This window comes from Streptomyces sp. NPDC043853, assembly GCF_056436025.1.
Genome location: NZ_JBWKDJ010000011.1, coordinates 68,692 through 91,974, shown reverse-complemented (window position 1 = coordinate 91,974; position 23,283 = coordinate 68,692). Strand labels below are relative to the sequence as shown.

22 protein-coding genes and 2 pseudogenes are annotated in these 23,283 nt (G+C 73.8%); 12 read left to right on the top strand and 12 right to left on the bottom strand.

Annotated features, from left to right (window positions below):
• Nucleotides 1–1,188 carry a PP2C family protein-serine/threonine phosphatase gene (locus AC067U_RS26375; protein WP_478832250.1) on the bottom strand — a complete coding sequence of 396 codons (1,188 nt, stop codon included), beginning with the start codon at nt 1,186–1,188 and terminating at the stop codon, nt 1–3.
• A 158-nt stretch (nt 1,189–1,346) separates the two neighbouring features.
• Here AC067U_RS26375 and AC067U_RS26370 point away from each other — a divergent pair, with 158 nt between their 5' ends.
• Nucleotides 1,347–2,036: a hypothetical protein gene (locus AC067U_RS26370; RefSeq protein WP_478832249.1), complete on the top strand. Its 690-nt coding sequence runs from the start codon at nt 1,347–1,349 to the stop codon at nt 2,034–2,036.
• A gap of 187 nt (nt 2,037–2,223) precedes the next feature.
• On the opposite strand, the gene AC067U_RS26365 is transcribed toward AC067U_RS26370, so the two are convergent.
• The 4 genes from AC067U_RS26365 to AC067U_RS26350 form a co-directional block, all read right to left on the bottom strand.
• A complete protein-coding gene (locus tag AC067U_RS26365; RefSeq protein WP_478832248.1) occupies nt 2,224–2,715 on the bottom strand; it encodes a lamin tail domain-containing protein in 492 nt (163 codons plus the stop codon).
• A gap of 299 nt (nt 2,716–3,014) precedes the next feature.
• Complete coding sequence (locus AC067U_RS26360) at nt 3,015–3,908, bottom strand: alpha/beta fold hydrolase (protein ID WP_478832247.1); 894 nt, start codon at nt 3,906–3,908, stop codon at nt 3,015–3,017.
• Nucleotides 3,905–4,726, bottom strand: coding sequence for a TetR/AcrR family transcriptional regulator (locus tag AC067U_RS26355; RefSeq protein ID WP_478832246.1), 822 nt, complete (start codon nt 4,724–4,726; stop codon nt 3,905–3,907). The genes AC067U_RS26360 and AC067U_RS26355 overlap by 4 nt, the downstream gene beginning before the upstream one ends.
• A gap of 9 nt (nt 4,727–4,735) precedes the next feature.
• Nucleotides 4,736–5,527, bottom strand: a complete 792-nt coding sequence (locus AC067U_RS26350; RefSeq protein ID WP_478832408.1) for a class II aldolase/adducin family protein — start codon at nt 5,525–5,527, stop codon at nt 4,736–4,738.
• Between the two features lie 258 nt (nt 5,528–5,785).
• Here AC067U_RS26350 and AC067U_RS26345 point away from each other — a divergent pair, with 258 nt between their 5' ends.
• Together AC067U_RS26345 and AC067U_RS26340 are read left to right on the top strand one after the other, a co-directional pair.
• The gene (locus AC067U_RS26345) at nt 5,786–6,616 is read left to right on the top strand and encodes a sortase domain-containing protein (protein WP_478832245.1); all 831 of its coding nucleotides are present in this window, start codon (nt 5,786–5,788) and stop codon (nt 6,614–6,616) included.
• A 230-nt stretch (nt 6,617–6,846) separates the two neighbouring features.
• A complete protein-coding gene (locus tag AC067U_RS26340; RefSeq protein ID WP_478832244.1) occupies nt 6,847–7,617 on the top strand; it encodes a DUF4232 domain-containing protein in 771 nt (256 codons plus the stop codon).
• Here the strand turns inward: AC067U_RS26340 and puuE are convergent.
• Nucleotides 7,610–8,533, bottom strand: a complete 924-nt coding sequence (gene puuE / locus AC067U_RS26335) for an allantoinase PuuE (RefSeq protein ID WP_478832243.1) — start codon at nt 8,531–8,533, stop codon at nt 7,610–7,612. The two genes, AC067U_RS26340 and puuE, sit on opposite strands and share 8 nt — an antisense overlap.
• Nucleotides 8,534–8,664: 131 nt before the next feature.
• Entirely contained in the window at nt 8,665–9,192 is a 528-nt protein-coding gene (locus tag AC067U_RS26330; protein ID WP_478832407.1) for an NUDIX hydrolase family protein, read from the bottom strand.
• Nucleotides 9,193–9,543: 351 nt separating this feature from the next.
• Here AC067U_RS26330 and AC067U_RS26325 point away from each other — a divergent pair, with 351 nt between their 5' ends.
• Both AC067U_RS26325 and AC067U_RS26320 read left to right on the top strand, forming a co-directional pair.
• Nucleotides 9,544–10,086, top strand: coding sequence for a hypothetical protein (locus AC067U_RS26325; protein WP_478832242.1), 543 nt, complete (start codon nt 9,544–9,546; stop codon nt 10,084–10,086).
• Between the two features lie 310 nt (nt 10,087–10,396).
• On the top strand, nt 10,397–11,131 hold the full coding sequence (locus AC067U_RS26320) for an SOS response-associated peptidase (protein WP_478832241.1): 735 nt from the start codon (nt 10,397–10,399) through the stop codon (nt 11,129–11,131).
• 56 nt (nt 11,132–11,187) lie between these two features.
• On the opposite strand, the gene AC067U_RS26315 is transcribed toward AC067U_RS26320, so the two are convergent.
• Together AC067U_RS26315 and AC067U_RS26310 are read right to left on the bottom strand one after the other, a co-directional pair.
• Nucleotides 11,188–11,592, bottom strand: a complete 405-nt coding sequence (locus tag AC067U_RS26315) for a hypothetical protein (protein ID WP_478832240.1) — start codon at nt 11,590–11,592, stop codon at nt 11,188–11,190.
• A 7-nt stretch (nt 11,593–11,599) separates the two neighbouring features.
• On the bottom strand, nt 11,600–12,760 hold the full coding sequence (locus tag AC067U_RS26310; protein WP_478832239.1) for a PucR-like N-terminal domain-containing protein: 1,161 nt from the start codon (nt 12,758–12,760) through the stop codon (nt 11,600–11,602).
• Between the two features lie 256 nt (nt 12,761–13,016).
• On the opposite strand from AC067U_RS26310, the gene AC067U_RS26305 reads away from it, so the two are divergent.
• Nucleotides 13,017–13,967 carry an esterase/lipase family protein gene (locus tag AC067U_RS26305; protein WP_478832238.1) on the top strand — a complete coding sequence of 317 codons (951 nt, stop codon included), beginning with the start codon at nt 13,017–13,019 and terminating at the stop codon, nt 13,965–13,967.
• Nucleotides 13,968–14,162: 195 nt separating this feature from the next.
• On the opposite strand, the gene AC067U_RS26300 is transcribed toward AC067U_RS26305, so the two are convergent.
• A complete protein-coding gene (locus tag AC067U_RS26300) occupies nt 14,163–15,074 on the bottom strand; it encodes a LysR family transcriptional regulator (protein WP_478832237.1) in 912 nt (303 codons plus the stop codon).
• 70 nt (nt 15,075–15,144) lie between these two features.
• On the opposite strand from AC067U_RS26300, the gene AC067U_RS26295 reads away from it, so the two are divergent.
• The 4 genes from AC067U_RS26295 (at nt 15,145) to AC067U_RS26280 (ending at nt 18,865) form a co-directional block, all read left to right on the top strand.
• Entirely contained in the window at nt 15,145–16,131 is a 987-nt protein-coding gene (locus AC067U_RS26295) for an NAD-dependent epimerase/dehydratase family protein (protein ID WP_478832236.1), read from the top strand.
• The gene (locus AC067U_RS26290; protein ID WP_478832235.1) at nt 16,128–17,033 is read left to right on the top strand and encodes an aldo/keto reductase; all 906 of its coding nucleotides are present in this window, start codon (nt 16,128–16,130) and stop codon (nt 17,031–17,033) included. Before AC067U_RS26295 ends, AC067U_RS26290 begins: the two co-directional genes overlap by 4 nt.
• 99 nt (nt 17,034–17,132) lie before the next feature.
• The gene (locus AC067U_RS26285; protein WP_478832234.1) at nt 17,133–17,336 is read left to right on the top strand and encodes a hypothetical protein; all 204 of its coding nucleotides are present in this window, start codon (nt 17,133–17,135) and stop codon (nt 17,334–17,336) included.
• A 527-nt stretch (nt 17,337–17,863) separates the two neighbouring features.
• A complete protein-coding gene (locus AC067U_RS26280) occupies nt 17,864–18,865 on the top strand; it encodes a hypothetical protein (protein ID WP_478832233.1) in 1,002 nt (333 codons plus the stop codon).
• Nucleotides 18,866–19,161: 296 nt separating this feature from the next.
• On the opposite strand, the pseudogene AC067U_RS26275 reads toward AC067U_RS26280, so the two are convergent.
• Nucleotides 19,162–20,184: pseudogene (locus tag AC067U_RS26275) on the bottom strand (medium chain dehydrogenase/reductase family protein); the annotation flags it as partial.
• On the opposite strand from AC067U_RS26275, the pseudogene AC067U_RS26270 reads away from it, so the two are divergent.
• Nucleotides 20,122–20,688: pseudogene (locus AC067U_RS26270) on the top strand (TetR/AcrR family transcriptional regulator); the annotation flags it as partial. The pseudogenes AC067U_RS26275 and AC067U_RS26270 overlap by 63 nt on opposite strands.
• Before the next feature lie 82 nt (nt 20,689–20,770).
• Here the strand turns inward: AC067U_RS26270 and AC067U_RS26265 are convergent.
• Nucleotides 20,771–21,583 carry a hypothetical protein gene (locus AC067U_RS26265; RefSeq protein WP_478832232.1) on the bottom strand — a complete coding sequence of 271 codons (813 nt, stop codon included), beginning with the start codon at nt 21,581–21,583 and terminating at the stop codon, nt 20,771–20,773.
• A 259-nt stretch (nt 21,584–21,842) separates the two neighbouring features.
• Here AC067U_RS26265 and AC067U_RS26260 point away from each other — a divergent pair, with 259 nt between their 5' ends.
• Nucleotides 21,843–23,192 carry a pyroglutamyl peptidase gene (locus AC067U_RS26260; protein WP_478832231.1) on the top strand — a complete coding sequence of 450 codons (1,350 nt, stop codon included), beginning with the start codon at nt 21,843–21,845 and terminating at the stop codon, nt 23,190–23,192.
• The last annotated feature ends 91 nt before the right edge of the window (nt 23,193–23,283 follow it).

Sequence of the window (23,283 nt, the reverse complement as noted above, 5' to 3'; positions counted from 1 at the left end):
TCACCCAGCGCCACGGTGCGGAGCGATGGCGAGGATGGCCACGTCGTCGTGCAGGCCACGGGCGAAGCGGGGGAGATCGCAGTTGAGGAAGTCGACGACTTCGGCAGGGCCCGGCGTGGGACGTCCGGTGAAATGCCGCCGGAGCCGCTCCACCAGCGGGTAGAACTCGCCGTCGTGGTCGCGGGCCTCCGCCAGCCCGTCCGTGACCAGGAGCAGCACGTCGTCCCGGACGAACCGGTGGCTCCACGACACCGGCCCGTCCGCAGCCGCCAGCCCGCCCAGGCCCAGCGGCAGCACCGGCGGGCCCTCCAGCGCGCGCACTTCGCCGCAGGAGATGAGCACCGGCTCCACATGGCCGTGATTGGTGAACGTCACCCGGTCCGTCAGGCTGTCGTACTCGATCAGGAGTGCCGTGGCGAACAGCTCCTCGTCGGGGATCTCCCTGGCTTCCCGCACCAGTCGGCGCTCCAGCCGGGCGGCGACCGTCGGCAGGTCCCCGGCCTCGTAGGCCGCCTCGCGGAAACTGCCGAGGATGGCCGCGACCGCCCGCACCGCCTGCAGGCCCTTGCCGCGCACGTCGCCGATGATGGCCCGCTCCCCGCAGTCCGTGGTACGGATGTCGAAGAGGTCACCGCCCACCATGGTCCCCACCTCGCTCGGCCGGTACAGACTGGCCGCCAGCACCTGCCCGACCTGGTGTGGAACGGGCCGCAGAAGGGTCCGCATCAGCGCCTCGGCGACGGAGTTGGCGTGGACGAGGTGGCGTGCCTGGCGGGTGCGGTGCGCGGCGAGCGCCGTCGACAGGATGCCCACGACGGCGGTGGCGATGTCGGCAGTGACGTGATGGTTCTCCCACAGGTGGTGCGCAGTGCTCGCGAGGAACCCCTCCAGGAGGATCGCGAACACGGTGAGCGCGGCCACCACCACCGGCCCGAACGCGCACGCGGCGATCGGGGGCAGCGCGATGAGGAAGAAGCTCACCGCCCACTCGTTCTGGAGACCCGCCTCCAGCAGCAGGACGACAGCCACGTAGGCGAACGGCAGCCACCTCATCCAAGGGGGCGGCTCCACCGGTGTGAAGCCCACCTCTTCACCGGCCACGAGCGAGACGACGGGATCGCGGTGGCGCACGGCCCGCCGCCCCTTGGGCCCCCACCGCGGCACCGGCCACCAACGTGACGTGCGCACAGGGCCCTCCTGACGAAAGCGTGACCGACGGTCACAGCGTGCGGAGAGAACGGCCCCGAACCGTCCATTACTCCGACAGCGGCATGTTGCCCCGCAACCGTCCGCGCCCTCAGGCGGTTGGCGGTGCCGCTCCTTCCCGTCCGAGGTACGGGTACTTCATGACGCGGAAGGACGATGAGGGCGGCAACGGCGGCAGGGACGACGAGGTCGAGAAGGTCGGCAAGGACGACAAGACCGACAAGGGTGATAAGGCGGATAAGACCGATAAGGATGACGAGCGGGAGGCTGGCGGTGGCGACAGGGGCGGTGGGAACGGAAGGCCGGTGAAGCAGCGGGGGCCGGTCTTCGCCGCGCTCGCGGGCGCCCTGATCGGGGCCCTCGCCGGGCTCACGGGAAGCATGCTGGCCTACTTCGAGGCCAAGGACACGCGCCGGTACGAGGCACAGGCCCGGCGCGCGGACATCCGGCGCGCCGCCTACGTCGACCTGGCCGGCAGCACGAACAAGTACGTGCAGCAGGCCAGCCAGCTCCTGAGCGACGGTCTCGACCCCTCCAAGAGCGCGGCCGACCGGCGCCGGCAGATGGAGGAGGGGTACGCCCCGGCCAATACGGACCTCGCCCGGGCACTCGCGACGGCCCGCCTCGTGACCCCCCGGGACGGCCGGAGCGGCCTGGAGGACATCGAGACTCGCTCCGTCCGCGTCGGAGAGATCGCGACCGACGGGTACGCCAAGGGCCCCGAAGGCGCCGACGCGAAGAAGCCGGCCGCCGAGTTCACCCAGGCGGTAGAGCAGCAGCTGAACGCGCTGCAGACCTTCATGGACCGGGCGGCCGACGAATCCCTGTAGGCGCGGGAGGTGGTGCGGGCGCTGCCGCCGGAGCGGGCCAGGGCTCGTTCAGGCCCGCCCGGATGGCGTATCGCGGCCCGTCCCGGCGGCGGGCAGGGTGCGGCGTGCCGCGGCGGGGTCGCCGTGGCACGCCATACGAAAGGGGGGAGCGGCAGCTCATCCGGGCGGGCCGCCGCCGGGGTTGTGGTCAGCGGCGGTGGTCGTGGCGGTGCCCGCGGTGGCCCCAGGACACGGTGTCGAGGACGTTTCCGCGGTCGTCGCGGAGGGTCGCGGTGTCGCGCTCGTCCCAGACCTGGTGGTGGCGGTCCTGGTAGACGTCGCGGTGCGAGTCGCGGCCGTGGCCGGTGTGGACCCGGACGCTGGAGTGGCCTTCGAGGCGCAGGCGGTCGAAGCGGTAGCGGTTGCCGTCGCGGTCGGTGAGGGTGAAGCCCCGCAGGTTGACTGCGTGGCGGCCGGTGTTCTCCACCTCGACCCACTCCTGGTTCAGGGCGCGGTTGTTGCGGCCGTGGCCCTCGCGCTGGACCTCGCCGATGACGATCGAGGAGTGCCGGTCACGGCGGTCGTGCCGGTCGTGACGGTCGTCGTCGTGGGCGGCGGCGGGCAGGGCCGCCGCGCCGATCAGGGCGCCGGCCGCGAGGGCCGTGGCGAGAAGACGACGGGTGGTGGAAGAAGCAGACATGGAAAGGGCTCCTCGAATGATCAGCCCGCCCGGCCCGGTCGGGCCGGTTGGACTCCGTGCGGTTCCCGGCGTTCTGCCGAGGACCCACACTCTGGGCCCCAAAAGCGACCAACCTCCACAACTGGCACGTGTGTTACTCGATACAAACATATCGGTGACAGTTGCCTGCAAGGAACACGGGTCAAGGCCGAGTTGACGCGCGCGGGGGCAGGGCAGGGGAATCGGTCCTGCAGGCCGCGGAGGGCCGTGCGCCGAACGGGTGCGCGGCCCTGTAACAGGCGCGGTGCCACTGCCGCCGGTCAGGGCGCCGCCAGGAACCCGGCCAGGGCGGCCGAGACCGCCACGGCATCCTCCAGTTGGGGATAGTGCCCGGCGGCCGGCGGCCCCCCGAGCTCCACGATCCGCGCCCGGGGCACCCGCACCCGGATCCGGGCGAGGACGTGGGCCCCGCTGATCGGGTCCGCGGGGCCCCACACGAACAGCGTGGGGCCCTCGAAGCCCTCCAGCGCCGCGGTCCAGCGCCCCGCGTGCTGCCGGCGCTCGTCGATGTACCGCAGCAGCCGTGGTGCGAGGCGGTGACCGCCGGCGCGGGACGCGGCCGCCCACAGGTCGGCGACGTCCTCGTCGTGAACGGGCCGCCCCAGTACGGAACGGAGGGTCGCGGCGAACCGCCGCTCCGTCGTCAGGGGTGCCAGCAGCGGCCCCAACGGCCCGTGCAGCAGCCGCTGGACCGGCACGGGGCGGTGCAGATCGGGGTAGAGACCGCCGTTGAGCCACGCCACGCGCGTGATCCGGGCCGGATCGCGGGCCAGCAGCTCCTGCGCGACGCTCACCCCGTAGTCGTGCGCGACCAGGGCGGTGCTCCCGGTCCCGAGCCGGCGCCAGACCTCCTCGACCAGCGAAGCCTGGCCGAGCACCGAGTAGCGGTGGCGCCGCGGCTTGTCGCTCTCCCCGAACCCGAGCAGATCCACCGTGGTGACCCGGAGCCCGGCCGCCGCGAGCGCCGGCACGACCGCGGCCCAGTCGTGGGAGGACGTGGGGAAGCCGTGGATCAGGGTGACGGGCGCGCCGCGCGGGGGCCCGTCCTGGCGTACGAAGACCGCGTGGGCACCGATGCGCAGGGTGCTGCCGCCCCCGGTCCACTCGCGCAGCGGCGGCAGGACCCGTCCGCCCCGCGTCCGGTCACCGGTCATGCCGGGGCCTCCTCGGCGTGCAGGTGGCCCAGTCCGTGCAGCAGTGTCCGCAGCCCGAACTCGAACTCGTCCTCGGGATCGAGGGAGTTGAGCAGTTCGGCGTGCCGGTGCACGACCGGGTGGGTGCGGGGGGACAGGGAGGAGAACAGCTCGGCCATCGCGGCCCGCTGCCCGGGGGTGCGCGCCGCTCCCCCGGAGTCGAGCACCGCCGCACCGATCACGAAGTGGGTGACCGTGAGGTAGACGTGCACGGCGGACCTCGGCGCCCATCCGTGGGCGAGGAGCTGCCCGAGGGCGTGCTCACGGGCGCGCAGGGCGTTGGGCCCCAGCAGCTGTCCGCTGGTCAGCAGCGGGACGACCGCCGGATGTGCCGCGAGGACCCGGCGGAACTCCCGGGCCCCCCGCTCCAGCCCGGCCCGCCAGTCGCCTTCGAGGGAGGGCAGCCGGATCTCGCCGAGCATGTGGTCCACGGTCTCGATGAGCAGCTCCTCCCGGCTGGCGACATGCCGGTAGAGGGAGGTGTGGCGGACCTGGAGGTGGTCGCCCAGGCGTCGCATCGTGAGCGCGTCGAGGCCCTCGCGATCGGCCAGTTCGAGCGCCGCCGCGGTGATCCGGTCGAGCGTCAGCCCGCCCCGGCGGGGCCTGCGCCGCTCGCGTTCGGCGTACCGGGCCCGCCACCAGGCGGGGGAGCCGGGCTCCGCGGGGGCCGGGCCGGGACCGGCGCCGTTCCCGGCGCCGTTCCCGGGGCCGTGCTCGGGGCCGTTCTCCGGGCGGTCCTCCGCGCCGTTGTCCGGGTGGTTCTCGGAAGGGAGTGTCACGGTCGTGGCCTACTCGAAGAGGTCGGGTTCGGTGCGCGCGATCTCGTCCCAGAGCGGCTGGAAGGAGAACCAGCCCGCGAGCGGGAACCCGGTCTGGTCCCGGGTGTACCGCGCGGCCTCGGGCTCGATCAGGTGCGGGGTGCCAGCGGCCTCCGCCAACAGCTGAGCCTGGGCGCTGCGCTCCATGGAGACGAACCACCAGGCCGCCTCGTCCACCGACTCGCCGACGGTGAAGATGCCGTGGTTCTGGTGGATGACGGCCCGGTGCGGCCCCAGCCCCGCGGCGAGCTGCCGCCCGGCCTCCTCGTCGACCACCACCGCACCGGCGCCGTCGCGGTGCAGGGCGTGCCGCTCGAACAGGGCGCACGCGTCCTGGGTGATCGGGTCCAGCAGGCGCCCCAGGCTGGAGAAGGCCTTCCCGTGGACGGCGTGGGCGTGACAGGCGGCGATGACGTCGGGCCGGGCGGCGTGGATCGCGGAATGGATCACGAATCCGGCCCGGTTGACCGGTCGCCTGCCGTGCCGGACCTGCCCCTCGTGGTCGACGAGGATCAGGTCGGAAACCCGGATGTGCCGGAAGGACATCCCGAACGGGTTGACCCAGAACATGTCCGGGTACTCGGGGTCCCGCACGGTGATGTGCCCGGCGACCCCTTCGGAGAATCCGAGCCGGCCGAACACGCGGCAGGCACCGGCGAGCCGCTGCTTGCGGTGTTCGCGCTCCTCCGCGGCGTCGGTGAACACGGGCGGCATCGGAAGCACGAGATCTTCCTGCCGCGGCACGAACGCGCTGCCGCTCAGCCCGTAGTCGTCGTCCCCGTGCGTTTTCGTCGCCTGGTCCACGCCCCGCCCCACTCCACTATGCGTCCGTCGGACGCACATAATGAGTCCACTGGACGCATCAAATCAAGACCCGGGAGAAAAGCGGTGCGGGCCCGTCATGGCCGACCTCACGTCCGGCAGCCCTTTCCCCGGATAACCCGGTCGGCTACGGTCGCTTTGCCCGATAGGCCCGGACCGGGGCGAGGGCGCGACAGCCCGCCCTGACCCTGGAACGCCATGCCGACGCACCGACACCTCCTGGCCGTGACCGCCTCCGCCGTCCTGGCCGTGCTCGCCGGCTGCTCCACCGGGACCGGCACGGCGACCGCCGACGGCAGGCCGGCGAAGTCCGCCGCCGCGCCGCCTTCCGCGAACACGCCGAAGACGAACACGACGAACGCGGCGAACGCGATGAACACGGCGAATGCGCTGAACACGGCGGCCGCCGCGCGTACGGCGACCTCCCCTGCCGCCGTGTCCCGGGCCACCCCGTCACCGCTCCCGCCCCCGCCCCCGTCCGCCCCGTCCCCGACGAGCGACCCGCGCAGCGAGCCCGCCCTGCTCTCCATCCCCCGGATAGGCCTGCGGGACCTGCGCGTCGTCCCCTACGCGGGCACCACCGACGACTGGCCCGGCACCCGCATCCAGAACCAGGGCCTCGCCGCCAGCCCGTACGGCGGCCGGGGCGGCGTCGGCCCCGGCGAGACAGGCAACTACCTCGTCACGGCACACCGGCTCTCCGCGGGCGGCCCGCTGCGCGACCTCCCGTCCCTCGACGCCGGCGACTCCGTCTTCGTCACGGTGGCCGGCCTGGTGCACGAGTACCGGATCACCGGGAGCAGGAAGACCTCGTTCCGTTCCGAGCGGTCCCTCGCGGAGCAGCGGGCCGCGGTCCCGGGCGAGCCCGGGAAGAAGCCCGACCGGGCGATGATCACGCTCTCCACCTGCGCGACACCCGAGGACAACGCCGTCGGGAACTTCTGGCGCGACGACCGCGGCAATCCCGAGCACCGCATCGACAAGGTCGGCGTCCTGGTCTCCTCGACCGGCCGGCCGGCTCCTCGCTGATCTGCCGCGCGGCCGGCGCGCCCGGGCGCGGGCCGGCCCTCCCCGCGACCGGATGGTCCAGCCGTAAGCCAAAGTGAGCTAGGAATCCCCGCCCTTCAGGGAGGGGAGGTTTCAAATGCTCGATTGGTAACAGCTTCTTCGCGCGGCAGGAATGCTGGCGGCCCGTCGGGTAAAGAGACGATTGCCCGGTCCCACGTCCCAGCAGGTCACAGCACATACGGGGGTTCAACATGCGCGTTTCACGCAGAGGCTTGAAGCTGTGCGTCCTCGGAGTCGCGACGGTCCTCGCGCTCCTGTCGGCCACGGCCTGTGACTCGGCCGGCCAGGACCGCGGCGCCGGCACCACCCCGTCCGGCGTCCCGAGCGCGACCGCGTCCGCGTCCGGCACCCCCGGCGGCGGGAGCCCGGCTCCCTCCGGCACCCAGAGCCCCGGCGCGCCCGCCGACTCCACCACGCCGGGCGACGGAAACGGCGGGCCGCAGCCCTCCGCGACCCCGGGCACGTCCGGCGGACCGGGCAACTCGGCTGCCCCGACGGGCTCCGGCGGCGGCCCGAAGCCCACCTCCGTCGCCTGCACCGGCGCCAACATCTCGATCACCGGCACGTTCGAGCGGCAGGACAGCGGCCAGAACCTCTTCCTCACGGCCGTCAACACCGGCGAGAAGCCCTGCACCCTGTACTACTTCCCGATCGTCCACTTCGGTGCCGGCACCGAAGTTCCGCCTCCTCCCATGGAGTCCCCGGCGGCAGCGCCCGCCACGATCGGGGCGGGCGAGAAGGCGTACGCGGGCCTGCGCCTCTTCCGAGGGGGCCAGCAGACCGACCCGGTGACCTCGCTGAGCATCGGCTTCCACAGCCGTACCGCCAACGACGAGGCGGGCAGGCCGCTCGCCGTCGCGATCCCCGACGGCGGGGCCCTGGACGTCTCCGAGAACCCCATGGTGACCTTCTGGAACCGCGACGCCACCGCGGTCCGGACGTACCTGTCCAAGGTCAGGTGACACCGCCGGGTGACGACGGCGGGTGCGTGGCGAGCCAGTGGCGCGCGATCTGTTCGCGCGTGGCGACCCACGCCCCGCCGCGCTGTGCCACGTGCCGCAGGAAACCGTCGAGCGCGCGGATGCGGCCGGGCCGGCCGGTGATCCGGCAGTGCAGGCCGACGCTCATCATGCGGGGGCGGTCCGCGCCCTCGGCGTGCAGCGCGTCGAACGCGTCGACGAGGTACGCGAGCATGTCGTCGGCGGTCGTGAAGCCGTGCACGATCAGGAACTTGAAGTCGTTCGTGTCAAGGGCGTACGGCACCACCAGATGGGGACGCCCGGCCACCTCGACGTAGAACGGCAGGTCGTCGGAGTAGTCGTCGGAGTCGTAGAGGAAGCCGCCCTCCTCGGCGACCAGCCGCCGCGTGCGGGGGCTCGTACGGCCGGTGTACCAGCCGACGGGCCGGCGTCCGACGAGCCGTTCGATCGTGGCGGCCGAGCGCGCGATGTCGGCGCGCTCGACGTCCTCGGGCACGTGCCGGTAGTCGGTCCAGCGCCATCCGTGGCCCGCCACCTCCCAGCCGGCGGCACCCATCGCCCGCGCCGCGTCCGGGTTGCGTGCGAGCGCCTGCCCCACGGCGTGGACGGTGAGCGGCGCGCCGTGCGCGGCGAGGGTGCGGTGGATGCGCCAGAACCCGGCGCGCGAGCCGTAGGCGAACATCGACTCGACGTTGAGGTCGCGCCCGCCCACCACGGGCGGCGCGCCGACGATCTCGTGGAGGTAGTCCTCGGAGGCGGGGTCGCCGTCGAGGACGGTCCGCTCGCCGCCCTCCTCGTAGTTGAGGACGAGGCTGACGGCGACACGGGCACCGCCCGGCCAGGCGGCGTGCGGTGGCAGGGCGCCGTAGCCGGCGAGGTCGCGCTGATGCTCGGACACGGGCGGCACCCTACCGCCGGCCGTTCGCCCTGCCGCGGCGGCGGGGCCGCGCCACCGCGTTCCGGCTCACGGACCCGCCGCGCAGGTCAGTGCCCATGCCGCAGGTGCGTCGGTACGCGCGCCCCGTTCCCTCAGTACGTGTGGCCCACGTGGGCGAGAGCCTGCTTCAGCAGCACCCCGTGCCCACCGGTCATTTCGCTCTGCACGGCCCGCGAGGCCGCCTCCTGCGGACTGAACCAGACCAGGTCGAGCGCGTCCTGCCGGGGCCGGCAGTCGCCGGTCACAGGCACGATGTAGGCGAGGGACACGGCGTGCTGACGGGGATCGTGGTACGAGGTGATGCCCGCGGTGGGGAAGTACTCGGCGACGGTGAAGGGCTGCAGCGAGGCCGGGACGCGGGGCAGCGCGACCGGGCCGAGGTCCTTCTCCAGGTGCCGCAGCAGCGCGTCCCGGATCCGCTCGTGGTGCAGGACGCGGCCGGACACCAGGTTCCGGCTGACCGTTCCGTCCGGACCGATGCGCAGCAGCAGCCCGATGCTCGTGACTTCGCCGCTGTCGTCCACCCGCACGGGCACGGCCTCGACGTAGAGGATCGGCATCCGGGCCCGGGCCATTTCCAGCTCGTCCGTGGGGAGCCAACCGGGCGTGGTTTCGGTCATGTCAGCCATCGCTTGATCATACTTTCCGAAACGACCGCCCGCAGGCTCCCCGGTCCGACTCGCCCACGGACGGCCCAACCCGGACGGCGGACAGCGCTGTTACGGCTGCCGGCCGGGCCGTACGGCCCGGCCGGACCGTCACTCCCGGTAGCGCGACGCTGTTGACAAGGTTCGCGGCCCGTGCGACAACAAGGGCACACCCTTGAGGTCGTCCTTCGACTCTGCCGCCGTAGTCCGCGTTACGGGAAGTCCCGCCCGGGCCGACAGCCCCGCGAAGTCCACCCGCCGCGATCGGCGACGCAGCAGTTACGACTCATCCCACCTCACTCACGACGATCGGACCCGGACTCGATGCTCACCCCTGCGACGCGTGTGCCCGGACGGACCTGGACGGTCCGGCTCACCGGGCACGCCGACCACACCGCCTCCGTCACCTGCAGCACCGAAGCCTGCCGCATGCCGCCCCGGTCGAGGGACACCGCGGCCCTGAAGCGCTTCGCCGCCGAGCACGCCCGGGCGCACGCGCGGCTGGCCACACCCCGTCCCCACGCCGCCTGCGCCTGCGGGGCCAGACAGTGCTCCCTCCACGAGGACCGCGTCCACTGCTCCGGCGGCACCCTCCTGGTCCTCGTGCACAACGCCGCCGTGGGGCAGGTCTGGACGCTCGCCGAGGTGTGCCAGGCGTGCGGGCCGATGATCCCGCACATGTCCGTCGTCGGCCGGGCGCAGGGCGGCCCGGCCCCGGCCGGTGTGGCGACGGTTCCCGCGCCCGCCACGGGCCGGCCGGCTCCGGTCGCCGTGCCGGGCGGCTTCTCGTCCCCCTCGGCCACCGGGGACGAGCCCCAGGTTCGGCGCCGCCCGCGACGCGCCGTACGCCCCCGCCGGACTTCCTGAGCGGTCCGCCGAGCCTCTGCGCCACGGCGGGGCCGGTCGTCCCCACCTCCCGGGCGGAGGGGCCGGCCGGTCCGGGAGCCGGTCCGTGTTCGCCCCCAAGGTCCGATGGGTGACGTGGGATCCGCTGCCTCCGCCCGACACCGAGGCCGTGTTGGTCAGGGTGCAGGGCGCGTTGCCGACGCCGGTGACCGTGACGCAGGCCGTCCGTGACGGCTACGGGGGTGTTGGCGGTGGAGACCCCCTCCGTGTTCCGGACGGGATCGGGGACGCTTCCCCTCGATCGCCCCGCCCGGGGTGGCACAGTGGAGGTATGTGTGGTCGCTATGCCTCGACCCGGGCCCCGGAAGACCTGTCCGGCCTCTTCGGCGCGCGCCCGGAGACCGGCCGGGACGTGCCGGGACCGTCATGGAACGTCGCTCCGACCGACCCGGTGTGGGCGGTCCTGGAGCGCGCCGACCGGGAAACGGGCGAGGTGGTGCGGCAGCTGAGGTCCGTGCGGTGGGGGCTGGTGCCGTCCTGGGCCAAGGACCCGTCCGTGGGCTCCCGGATGATCAACGCGCGGGTGGAGACGGTCCACGAGAAGCCGGCCTTCCGGCGCGCTTTCGGCCGGCGCCGGTGCCTGCTGCCCGCGGACGGCTTCTACGAGTGGGTGGCCGTACCCGCGACCGCGAAGGCCAAGGCGTACAAACAGCCGTACTTCATCCGCCCGGAGGACCGGGACGTCATGGCCATGGCCGGCCTGTACGAGTTCTGGCGGGATCCGGCCGTGGCCGAGGACGACGATCCGGCGGCCTGGCTGACCACCGCCACCATCATCACCACCGAGGCCACCGACGCGGCCGGACGCATCCATCCCCGCATGCCGCTGGCCCTCGAACCCGGCGACTACGCCGACTGGCTGGACCCCGCCCACAACGATCCCGCCGGGCTGCGTGCCCTCCTCCACACCCCGTCCGGCGGCCGGCTGACCGTCACCGCCGTCACCACGGCCGTCAACAACGTCCGCAACAACGGTCCCCACCTGCTGGACCCTCTGCCTGCCTGACCCGAAGGACATGCCTGACCCGAAGGACATGCCTGACCTCGGCCGGCCGTCCCGGGTCAGGCGGGGACGAACAGGTCCTCGGCGGCCTCGTCGAGGACGAAGTGGTTGTCGAGGCGGACGCGGACCGTCACGCGGGGCTTCCGCTCCTGGTGGGCGATCCATTCCGGTTCCAGGGCGGCGACCTGCTCCTCCAGCTGCCCCCTGCTCCCCGGGGGCATCTGGTGGCCGAAGTCGTCCAGGAGCGACTTCAGGCGCACGTACTCCCGTACTTCCTGGCTCTGGACCACTTCCTGAGGCTCGTTCACCCGCTCCACGGTGCCCGGCGTGCCCGCGGCCAGGGCCAGGGTCCCGACAGCGGCAGCCGTCTCCCCGGGCGAGTCGGCGGCCAGGGTGAGCGCACCGGTCAGCTCGAGGTCCGCCGCCAGCTTCACCCGCCGGCCCTCTTTCAGCGTCAGAGTCATCGGGCCATTATCCGGGGTGCCCCGACGCCGCCCGCAGGGCGACCTCCAGCTCGAACCGGGCCCCGGGCGCCTCCAGGGTTTCCCCGAACAGCTCCTGGACCCGGCGCAGCCGCTGGCGGGCGGTCTGTGCATGGACCCGGAGCCGCGCCGCCACCTCGGGCGCGGTGCCGTGGTCGGACTGCAGCCAGGCGAGCAGGGTCGCCGAGAGCCGCTCCCGCTGCTTGGGGGACAGCCCGGCCAGGGGCGCGAGCCGCCGTTCGGCGATCAGCGCGACGAGCGGACGGTCGGCGAGCAGCAGCAGATCCGCGAGCCGGTCACGGCAGTCCACGGGCTCGGCGGACCGCACGGGGGAGTGGGCGCGCAGGGTGCGCGCCCAGCGGAGCGACCGCGCCGCCCGGTCCCGGGGCACGGGCGGTCCGATCACCGCGCCCCGGCCCCGGAGCACCGCCCGGACCTGCGGGTCGTGCAGGAACTCCGGTGCGGGAAGCAGAAGATGCGCCTCCGGCGGCTCGAAGTCTGCGAGGACCGCATCCGGCAGCCGCGGCGGTCGGGGCCGGCCGGCGGGCGGCGGGTCCAGCGCCACGCACACCACGTGCTCCGGCAGGACCCAGTCGGCCGCGTCGGCCGCCTGTCGCACCTCGTCCTCCGACGCCCCCTCCAGCAGGGCCCGCAACAGGTGGTGCCGGGCGCGTCCCAGCGCCCCCGCGCGGTCGGCCCGCGCTTCGACGAACCCCTGCACACTGGCGGCGGCGATCTCGTCGATGTGTGCGAACACCGCCTCGGCGAGCGTCGCCAGCGGCTCGGGCCCGAGACCGTGACGGCGTGCCACCCGCGCGTACCGCCGCCAGGCGACCCGGGCGCCGAGCCGGTACGCGGCCTGCAGCGCGTCAAGGCTGCGGCCCTCGGTGAGCTCCCCGCGGCCGAGCGAACGGTAGACCCGCAACCGTTCCGGATCGAGGCCGCCGGCATTCTCGACCCGGTCGGCGAACTCCGCCAGCGCGGTCTCCACCCCGTTCTGGATTCCCGCTCCGAATTTCCCCGAGAGGGGGCGCGAGAATTCCGGTATGGCCGCCCTGATCTCCCTGATGATCTCCGCGGCGAGGCTTTTCTCCTCGTCCCTCAGCTCTTTTGAGAACTGTCGTGGAAGGGTCCCCCAAGGTCCAGGCACAGCAGGAGTATCCGGCGAAGTTACCGGCGAGTCAACGCCTCTGGCGTGAGGATCGTCGGCCCTCGTCCCGTCCCGGAGCCTCGGGAACGCTCACGCCCATGACAGTTTCCGCGCCGCCGGACGGGAAATCCTGGCACCCGCCGAGAGGATTCACCGGTGCCGTGTTCGGCGCGTTGACGGGCCCGTCGGGGCCCGCCTAGCTTCGGCTTCCGTCCGCCGGCCGCCAGGGAATTCCGGCGGGAATCGGAAGGTGTGAATGATGCGATGGAAGCGAGCACGGGCGCTCGCCGCCGCGGCGCTGGGCGCGGTCGGCCTGCTGACCGCCGGCGCCCCGCCGGCAGCCGCCGCCCCCACCCCCCACCCGGTGGAGTACGGCTTCGCCGCCGGGTTCGTGCGGGGCTTCGCCGCCCCCGACACGCCCCCGCCCGGGGCGAACGACTGGTCCTGCCGTCCCGGCGCCGCCCGTCCCCACCCGGTGGTCCTGGTGCACGGCACGCTGGAGAACATGAACGACTACTGGCGCGGCGCGGCCCCGCTGCTCGCCAACGCCGGCTACTGCGTCTACGCGTTCAACTACGGCGCGGCTCCCGGATCCCCCGTCCAGGGCACCGGCCCCATGGCGGACTCGGCCCGTCAGCTCTCGGAGTTCGTCGACAGGGTCCTCGCCGCCACCGGCGCCCCCGAGGTCGACCTGGTCGGACACTCCCAGGGCGGCGGCCTCATGCCCCGCTACTACCTCAAGAACCTCGGCGGAGCCGCCAAGGTCGGCAAACTCGTCGGCATCGCCCCCAACAACCACGGCACCACCCTCTCCGGCATCACCGAACTCGGCCGTAGCCTCCACCTCCTGCAACCGGCGAACGAGCTGCTCGACGACACCTGCGCCGCCTGCGTCGAGCAGGAGGCCGGCTCGGCCTTCCTCGCCGACCTGAACGAAGGGGGCATGACCGTGCCGGGAGTGGAGTACACGACCATCGCCACCCGCTACGACGAGGTCGTCACCCCCTACGCCAACGCCTTCCTGCCGACCGGTCCGCACGTCACCAACATCACCGTGCAGGACGGGTGCGCGCTCGACGCCACCGACCACCTGGAGATCGGCTACGACCCGGTCGCCCTGACCCACGTGCTCAACGCCCTCGATCCCGCACACCCGCGGGAGGTCCCCTGCCGGGTGGTCCTGCCGCTCTTCGGCCCGCTCCTCTGACCCGCCCGGTGACCCACCGCACCCGCCGGTGACCCGCCGCCGAACCACCCCGCCCGGCGCGCTCCTCCCCGCGCGCCGGGCACCGTCCTGCCATAAGTCCGTTCCGTGACAGCCCGCTTGAACGTCGGATATGACCTTGGCGGGAGCCGCCGCCGGCCGTCGTCGTCTTCGGCGCGCCTGCGTACCGGCCGATCCCTACGCCGGCCCGTCGTGCCCCGTGGCCGCCACCGACAGCGCCTCCACGAAGCCGGTGGCGTACGGGTGGGGTCGGCGGCGTCGCGGGACGGCCACCCCGATGTGCCGGGCCGGACGCGGAGGTTCGACGTCGATCACGGCGAGCCCGGGAGCCGGATCCAGCGACACCTTCGGCACCAGGGACACCCCCACCCCGGCCGCGACCAGGCTCTGGGCGAAGAAGTAGTCCGTGGTGGAGGCCGCCACACGGAGCTCGAAGCCGGCCCGCTCCGCTTGGCGGCGCAGGTACGCCTCCGTCTTCAGGCAGCCCAGCACCCACCGTTCCCCGGCCAGTTCACCCAGGCCGACGCCGGTGCGCCCGGCCAGGCGGTGCCCGTGGGGCAGGACCACCGACAGCGGATCGTCCATCAGCGGGGTCCAGTCGATGCCGGGCCGCTCGTCGGGCCGGACCGGCAGCGGCCCGTCGAAGTGGTAGGCGAGCGCGAGGTCCGCCTCACCCCGCCGGATCATCGGCAGGGCGTTCTCCGGTTCGCTCTCCCGTACGGTCAGCTCCACATCCGGGTGGGCGGCGACGAAGCGGGCCAGGGCCGCGGGCAGCAGGAAACGGCCGCCACTGGTGAAGGTGGCGACGGTCAGCCGGGGCCGCTCTTCGCCCAGCCGGTCGATCTGCCGGCGCACGTGGTCGAGTTCGGCCGAGATGGTCTCGGCCGCCTCCACCAGCAGCCGTCCGGGCTCGGTCAGGGTCACCCCGCGGGTACTGCGGACCGCCACCGGACGGCCCAGCGAACGCTCCAGCACGGCGATGTGCTGGGAGACGGCCGAGGGGGTGAGCAGCAGCGCCGCCGCGGCCCGGTTGAAGCTGCCGTGTTCGGCGACGGCCCGCAGGACGCGCAGCCGCTGAACGTCGATCATCAGTTTTCCTTCATACGTCATCAGTGACTGACCAGTTCTGCTGGTGACGGTATCGCGGCAGAGTCGGGGCATGCGAAACGTATGCGTGATCGGCGGGAGCCGGTACTTCGGCAGGCACGTGGTCGAACTGCTCCGCGAGTCGGGGGCGGAAGTGACGGTGGTGAACCGCGGCTCGGCACCCGCGCCGCACGGGGTGACCCACCTGGTCGCCGACCGGGACGACGAACGGCAGCTGCGCGCCGCGCTCGGCTCGCGCACCTTCGACGTGGTCATCGACCAGGTCTGCTACACCCCCGGCCAGGCCGCCGTCGCCCGCGAGGTCTTCGCCGGCCGGACCGGGCGCTACGTGATGACCTCGACGATGGAGGTGTACGACCCGGCGACGTCCACCGCCACGACCACGACGCCGACCGTTGCGGCGACCGCTGCGGACGACCTCGTCCCCGCCGCCGCGGTCCTGCTCACCGAGAACGTCCTCGACCCGGTCGGCCGGCCGGTACCCGGTGTCCCGGCAGGTACCGACGAGGCCACGGCGTACGCGGAGGGCAAGCGGCAGGCCGAGAGCGTGCTGCTCACCGATCCGGTCTTCCCCACCGCCGTCGTGCGCACCGCCCATGTCCTCGGCGGCGGCCGGGCGGACTTCACCGGACGGCTGGCGCACTACGTCGACCGGATCGCCGCCGGACGCCCGGTCAGGGTCCACCGGCAGCCGTACCCGACCTCCTTCGTCCACCACCTGGAGATCGCCGCATTCCTGGACTGGACGGCCCGGGCCTCGTTCACCGGACCGGTCAACGCCTGCTCGTACGGCGCGCTGGACGTCACCGGCATCGCCGGACTCGTGGGAGCCCGGACCGGGCGCCGCCCCCGCTACGACCTGGTGGACCCGGGGCAGACCGCATCGCCGTTCTCCTTCGACCGTCCCTACCCGATGGACAACGGCCGGGCGGCACGGCTCGGCTTCGCCTTCGGCCGGGTCACCCAGTGGCTGCCGCAGGCCGTCGACGAGGCAGTCGCCGACCGCCTGGCCGCGCAGCCGGACGGAGGTGCCCGGTGAGCGCAGAACGCCGCATCGGAGAACGGCGGGTGTCGGCGGTCGGGCTGGGGGCCATGCCGCTCTCCGTGGAAGGCAGGCCCGACACGGAACGCGCTCTCGCCACCCTGCACGCCGCGCTGGACGCGGGCGTCACCCTCCTCGACACGGCCGACGCCTACCACTGGCACGCCGGCGAGACCGGACACAACGAGCTGCTGATCGCCCGCGCACTGGCCGGGCGCGGTCCGGACCGCGACTCCGTGCTGGTGGCCACCAAGGGCGGCCGCGGCAGACCCGGCGACGGCTCGTGGACCGTGGACGCCCGCCCCGGAACCATCAGGCGCGCCTGTGAGGGATCGCTGCGCAGGCTCGGGACCGAGGCGATCGGCCTGTACCAGCTGCACAAGCCCGACCCGCGGGTGCCCTGGGCGGAATCGGTGGGCGTCCTGCGCGAGCTGGCCCAGGAGGGAAAGATCCGCGCCGCGGGCGTCTCCAACGTGTCCGTCGAGCAGATCGACCAGGCCCGGGACGTCCTGGGTGACGTGCTGGTCTCGGTGCAGAACCAGTACTCCCCGGCCGTCCGCGACAGCGAGCCCCAGCTGCGCCGCTGCGTGGAACTGGGCCTCGCCTTCCTGCCGTGGAGCCCGCTCGGCGGCCTCTCCCGCAGCTCGCTCGACGGCCCGTCGGGTCCGACCTCCTCGGGCACCGCCTTCCACCTGGTCGCCGCCGAGCACGGGGTGAGCCCCCAACGGGTCTGCCTGGCCTGGCTGTTGTCCCGTGCCGCCGTGGTGATCCCGATCCCGGGTGCCTCCCGACCCCGTACCGCCCGCGATTCGGCGGCGGCCGGTGACCTGGTCCTGACCGCTGCGCAGATCGCCCGGCTCGATGCCGCCGCGGCGGCCGGCCCACCGCCGAGGGAGTGAGGCTGCGGACCGGGTGGGAGTGCTGCGGACGGGGTGGGAGTGCCGCTGATGGAGCAGCGCCGGCTGCGGGCGGGCGGGGGGCGTGGTGGCATCGGCGGGATGAAGGATCCATTCGCGTGCGACGAACCCGCGCTGCCGGCCCGGAGCAGCTCGACGGACCGCGCGGCCGCCCGCCGAGCGGTCGCCTCCCGCGCCACCGGAGCGGCGGACCTGAGCGACCTGCTGGACATGCTCGGCCTGTGGCCGGAGGACGATCCGCCGGAAACACGCGGCCGGCGGCCGATCGGGGACGGGTCGCCATGAGGGACCGGGCGCGGTGCGGTCCGGCGGGCAGCGCCCGAGCCCCGGAGCGGAGCAGTTCGTCGCCCTGTTGGCTCAGCAGAGGCGTTACCGGATGGCGTACTGCCCACAAAAGCACACTAATTGGTGCTAGGCGTGCAGTTCACGCGCCCGAAGAGAAGAGATCACCACGGACGCCCGAACGGCAGTCCGTGAACGGAGCTGGCGATATGAGCCCCAACCCCTTCACCGTCCATACCGACGGAGACCTCAGCAAACAGCCGGCCGGTCACCCCCCGGCGCCGAACGGCCTCTCCCACCCCCCGCACCCCCTCGCCCCGCACCCCCTGGCCCCGACCGCACCACCCCCCGCCGAGCAGGAAGCCCCGGTCGCGGCTCCCGCACTGGTCGCGCCTCCCGCCCCGGTCGCGGCACCCGCACCGGCCGCGCCTCCCGTAGTGGCCGTGACCCCGGCACCGGAGACGGCCCTGGCAACGCCACCGGCACCAGTCCCGGTATCAGCACCGGTGACAGCCCCGCCAACGGCACCGATGCCGGCTGAAGCGCCCGTACGGGCCGCCGTTCCGGACTCCGCAGAGGCGTCGGACTCCGTCGAGGCGTCGGCCCCCGTAGAGGCGTCGGACCCCGCAGAGGTATCGGAGGCCGTGGCGGGCGGCGACGCCGCGATACTCACGCTGCTGAAGACGGCGGCGGCCGAGCGCCCCCTGCGGGAGGTCGCCTCCCTCGTCGTCCTCCTGACGCGGACGGTCCGCGAGCCCAGCCCCGCCGACATGGCGCTGCGCGCCGCGGCGGTGTCCAGGCCCCTGGACGAGGTACGCGAACTGGTCGCGCTCCTCAACGCGTCGGGGGTCGACCTCCGGCAGGCCGAGACCACGCTGCACGCCATCGCCGTCGGCAGACCGATCGATGACGTGGTGGAGTTCGTCTCCCTCCTCGACGACGACAGCAGCGACTGGCACCCCTCCGGTGCCGGGCCCGCGCCGGCCCCCCAGGGCAGGGACTCCAGACCCGGCGGGTACGCGTTCCCGGCGGCGGACGCTCCGACGGGAACCCGACCGGCGGGAACGCGACCACCCCTGCCGGACGCGGTCGGGGTCGGTGTGCCGACCGCCGAGGACGCCACCAACCCCCTCCCGTCCGCGGTGGGTTCGTGGCTGCGCTGGTCCACGGTGGCCCTCCTGCCGCTCGGTGCGCTGATCCACCTCCCGACGGACCCGGGCGGGCTGTTCGCGGAAGGCGGCGCGGGTGTGGTCGCCGCGGCCCTCGCCGCGGTCTGCCTGCTGACCGCGGCGTGGCTGGCGGTGCGGGAGACCGCGATGGGCTGGGCCGCGGCCGCGTGTGTCGCCTGCGGGATCATCGTCCTGCACGTCCTCGACGGCGCCGGCGGCGCGGGCTTCCTGGAAGGCAGCGTGGCCGTCGGTTCCACCTGGACGACGGTTTCCGCGTTGCTCGGCGCCGCGGCGGTGCTCGCCCTGGCCGCCGCGGCCCTGCGACGCCACGCGAAGGCGCTGACCGCGCAGGGCGAGGTCTGACGCCCGGCGTCCGTCCCTGACCTCCAGGTCATGCGGGGCCGGCCCGCCCGTCGGGGCGAGGCGGGTCCCGCATGACGCCCGGCGTCCGTCCCTGACCTCCAGGTCATGCGGGGCCGGCCCGCCCGTCGGGGCGAGGCGGGTCCCGCATGACCTGGACGGCGTGGATCCCGCCCGTACGGCGGCGACGGGGGAGGGACGACACCCACGGGGGCACGGGTCACCGGCCACGGATCAGGGGGCAGGGGCACGGGACCGCGGGTCGGGGGGCGGTTCAGGGGGCAGGGAGGGACACGGGGTCAGGGGGTCAGGACGATCTTGCCCGTGACCGTGCCGGACTCGGCCAGCCGCAGAGCCTCGGCGGCTCGCGCGAGCGGGATCCTGGCGGCGATCCGGGCGATGACCTCGCCGCGGCCGACGGCGGCGAAGACCTCGGCCAGGTCGGCCCGAAGGCGGGCGCGGAACGCGGCCTTGTTCAGTGCCCGGCCCGCCCAGATGTTGTAGAAGGAGGCCCGGCGGCCGTTGGGCAGGGCGTTCCACAGTGCGGTGCGGGCGAGGATCTTCAGTACGGGCAGCTGCTTGGAGCCGCTGTCGTCGCGGATGGAGGCGCTCCCGTAGGCGACGAGGGTGCCGCCCGCTGCGAGCAGCTTCCAGGAGTCGGTCACGCTGCGGCCGCCCAGGTGGTCGAAGACCGCGTCCAGACCGCCCGGGGCGAGCTCCCGGACCCGCTCGGCGACGTTTCCTCCGCGGTAGTCGACCGGGAGGACACCCAGCTCCCGGAGGGCGTCGTGGTGCCGGGCCGAGGCCGTGCCGATCACCGTCGCGCCCGCCGCGCGGGCCAGCTGCGCCAGGACCGAGCCCACGCCACCGCTCGCGCCGTGCACCAGAACGGCCTGCCCGGCACGCACCCGGGCGGTGCGGTGGAGCATCTGCCAGGCGGTGATGCCGTTGACGACGACGGTCTCCGCCTCAGCCGGCGTGAGCGAGTCCGGCACCGGTACGAGGTCCTCGGCGTCGACGACGACATGACTGGCCCAGCCACCCACCTTCACCAGCGCGGCCACCCGCTGCCCGGCCAGGCCCGCCTCGACGCCCTCCCCGGTGCTCACCACCGTGCCCACCAGGTCGTAACCCGGTACGAAGGGGAACGGCGGCTGGTCGTAGTACCGCCCGCGGCGCATCTGCTGCTCGGCGAAAGAGACCCCGGTGGCCTCCATGGCGACGACGACCTGTCCCCGCCCCGCGCCCGGTACCGCCCCGCGCCGCAGATGGGCATGAGCGGCCCGGCCCTCTACCGGTACTACGCCAACCGCGACGAGCTCATCACCGCACTCGTCCGGGACGCCTACCGCAGCCTCGCCGACACCTTCGACGGCCGCGTCGAAGCGGGCACCGCGGATCTCCCCGGCCTCGCCGAAGCCCTGCGCCGGTGGGCCCTCGCCGACCCCCAGCGGTATTTCCTGGCGTACGGAACCCCCGTCCCCGGCTACCGGGCGCCCGAGGACACCGTCCGCATCGCCTCCGGGATCATGGCCGTCATGCTCGACGCCTGTGCCGCCGCGGAAGCCGCGCCCGTACCCGGCCCCGCGGCCCCGGCCGCCGAGCCCCTTGAGGAGTCCCTCGACGCACACCTCGCCGAGCACCGCGCCCGGGCGGGCGAACACCCCGCCCCGGCGCCGGCGCTCCGCCGGGCCCTCACCTTCTGGACCCGCCTGCACGGCGTCCTGTCCCTCGAACTCGCGGGCCATTTCACGGGGATGGGCTTCGACCCCGCCCGCCTCTACGCCGCCGAGGCGGAGGCCCTCACGAGGCCCGGAGATGCCTGACGGGGAGGGAGGGCGCTCGCCCCGTCAGTGATCGCCGGCGGGCGTGAACCGGGCGGCCTCGGCGCCCGGAAGGGGTGACCCGTCAGGCCGTGCCGCCCGAGGGCACTCCGATGGCCGCGAGGATCGCCCCGCCGTGGAAGCGCCGGTAGACGGGGGTGCCGCCCGGCCAGGACGGACGACGCCCGAAGGGGACCGCGGTCGGCCCGACAGCCCCGCGCAGGTCGGCCAGCAGCGCGGCCTCCGGCAGCCGGCGGGCGGCGTCCACGAGCACCGGGTCGCCCGAGTCGCGCGCTTCCCCGGCGGTCACCGGCTCTGCGGTCGCCGGCGCGGCCGCGCATGCCACCGCCTCCGGCGAGTCCTCGGGGAACTCCTCGTCGGCATCGGCGAAGTCACCGGAGAACCAGTTCAGGAAGGAGGTGGAGAAATCCCCGAAGTGCGCCTTGTCCCGGGACGCGTACCGGACCCGCCCGGCCACGGCCATCAGCCAGTGCTGGAGCGACGGTGCGACCATCTCGGCACCGTGGTCCTCCCAGAACCTGAACACCGGCCCCCACGCCCCCGTGTCACGGTCGACGTCGACGTAGTAGGTCTCGGCGTACGCGTTCGTGTGCACGATCCGGAACGAGCCGGGCTCGCCGCACCGCCACGCCCGTCCACCGCCGGCGTTGCCGTCGTTGTCGGGATGTGAGGCACCGAAAGCGGCGTGGTCGCCGACGTGGAGCAGCCCGACCCGGCGGTGGATCTCACGGATGGGTTCGGGCACCGGAACGTCCCAGGTGTCCATCGCGTCATCGCTCGACCCGTCATCGAGCCGGACGCCCTCCTCGGCCTCCGCGGCCCCGTGCAGGGCCCGCACCACGTCCCGCCACGAAGGGACTTCCTCGCTCCACCTCACGGACGCCTGCCGGGGGGAGGGGTCGGCCGGCCGTGCCGACGGTGCCCGAAGCGGTCGGCGGTCGCCATGACCTCTTCCCTCGGCTGTGTGAACGGTGACGGATCCATCTGCTGCTTCCGCTGCTCGGCGGGTGTCATCGCGATCCCTCCTCGGTCGGTCGGTCGAGCACGCCGGTCAGCGTAGTGGGGCGGCCGCCGTCGGCCGCACCGAGGCGACGCCGTCTGGAAGGGCAGTAGAGCCCTGTGTAATGTCACACCGCATGATTCCCTTACGTCGTACGGCGACGATCGCGCTGCTCCTGGCCGGCATGTTCGCCCCGGTGGCGGGCCTCCCCGCGCACGCGGCTGACACCCCCTCATGCGCACCGCCCGCCACGCTCGCCACGCTCTCAGCGGGTTCCTCCACCGCGCACCTCGACGCCGAACAGGCCCGGCTCGCCGATCCCCGCACCACGGCCCTGGTCGAGCGAGCAGGACTGGCGGGCTTCGTGCAGCGCTTCCCCGCCGCCCTGTGCGGCACGCGCACCCCCGCCGAGGCCGGCCGGCTGCTCGACTCCTGGGGCCGTTCGCTGTGGCGGGCCGCCGTACGACGCGCCCAGGGTGACCGTCCCGGCGGCGATCTCCCGGCCGGGGACGACCGGCCCCTGTACTGGGCACGGTTGGCCATGACGGCCGCACTCGCACGCTGGGAACCGGGCTTCCCGGTGGACCGCGGGGCGCTGCGCACCCGCTTCGAGGACGCCTCCCGCGGCCTCACCGACAACGGCTTCGCGGGCCCGCCCGGCGTCCGCCGCGTCTTCGTCAGCGGTTTCGACCCCTTCGGCCTCGACGCCGAGATCCGCCGCGCCAACCCGTCCGGTTCGGCGGTCCTCCAGCTCAACGGCAGGCGCATCCGGCTCGCCGACGGCACCGACGCCGAGGTCCGCGCGGTCGTACTCCCCGTCCGCTACGCCGACTTCGACGCGGGCATCGTGGAGCGTGCCTTCGGCGCCCGTCTGTCGTACCGCGCGCCCGGTGCGGCGGACGTCATCGCCACCGTCAGCCAGGGGTATCCCGGCGTCTTCACCCTGGAGGCGTGGGCGGGCCGGTCCCGCTCGGCCGACCCCTACCCCGACAACTCCGCGGCCCTCTCCGGCGGCACCCGTGCCCGCCCGGTCACCGCACCCGGTGTCGGCCCCGGCCCGGAGTTCATCCGGACCACCCTCCCCGCGGACGCGGTGACCCGTGCCGTCCAAGAGCCCTACCCGGTGCGGCTCAACAGCGCCGTCACCGAGATACCGGTCGGCGGAACCGACCCGGTCGACCGCGAGGACGGGCCGACCCCGGGCTCGCGGGCGGTGGCCGGCGGCGGGGGCGGCTATCTGTCCAACGAAGTGGCCTACCGCTCCAACCTGCTGCGCTCCGCGCTCGCACCGCACCTGCCCGGCGGCCACGTCCACACCCCCGTCCTCACCGGACTGCCCGCCGATCCGCAGGTGTTGACCGGCCCCGAGTTCGAGCGCAACCGCAGCGCCATCACCGCGCAGGTCCGCGCCATCCTCGAACACGCCGCCGCCCGTGGTCCGTGGCCCACGACTACCGCCGATCACCGCGCAGTTCCCCGAAGGTGACGACGGTCCGCGCTGCCGGAACGACCAGGCTCGGCCTCCGGCCGATCCGAAGACGGCCAGGGCTGCCACTCCTCCGCGCAGGTCTCGCTCC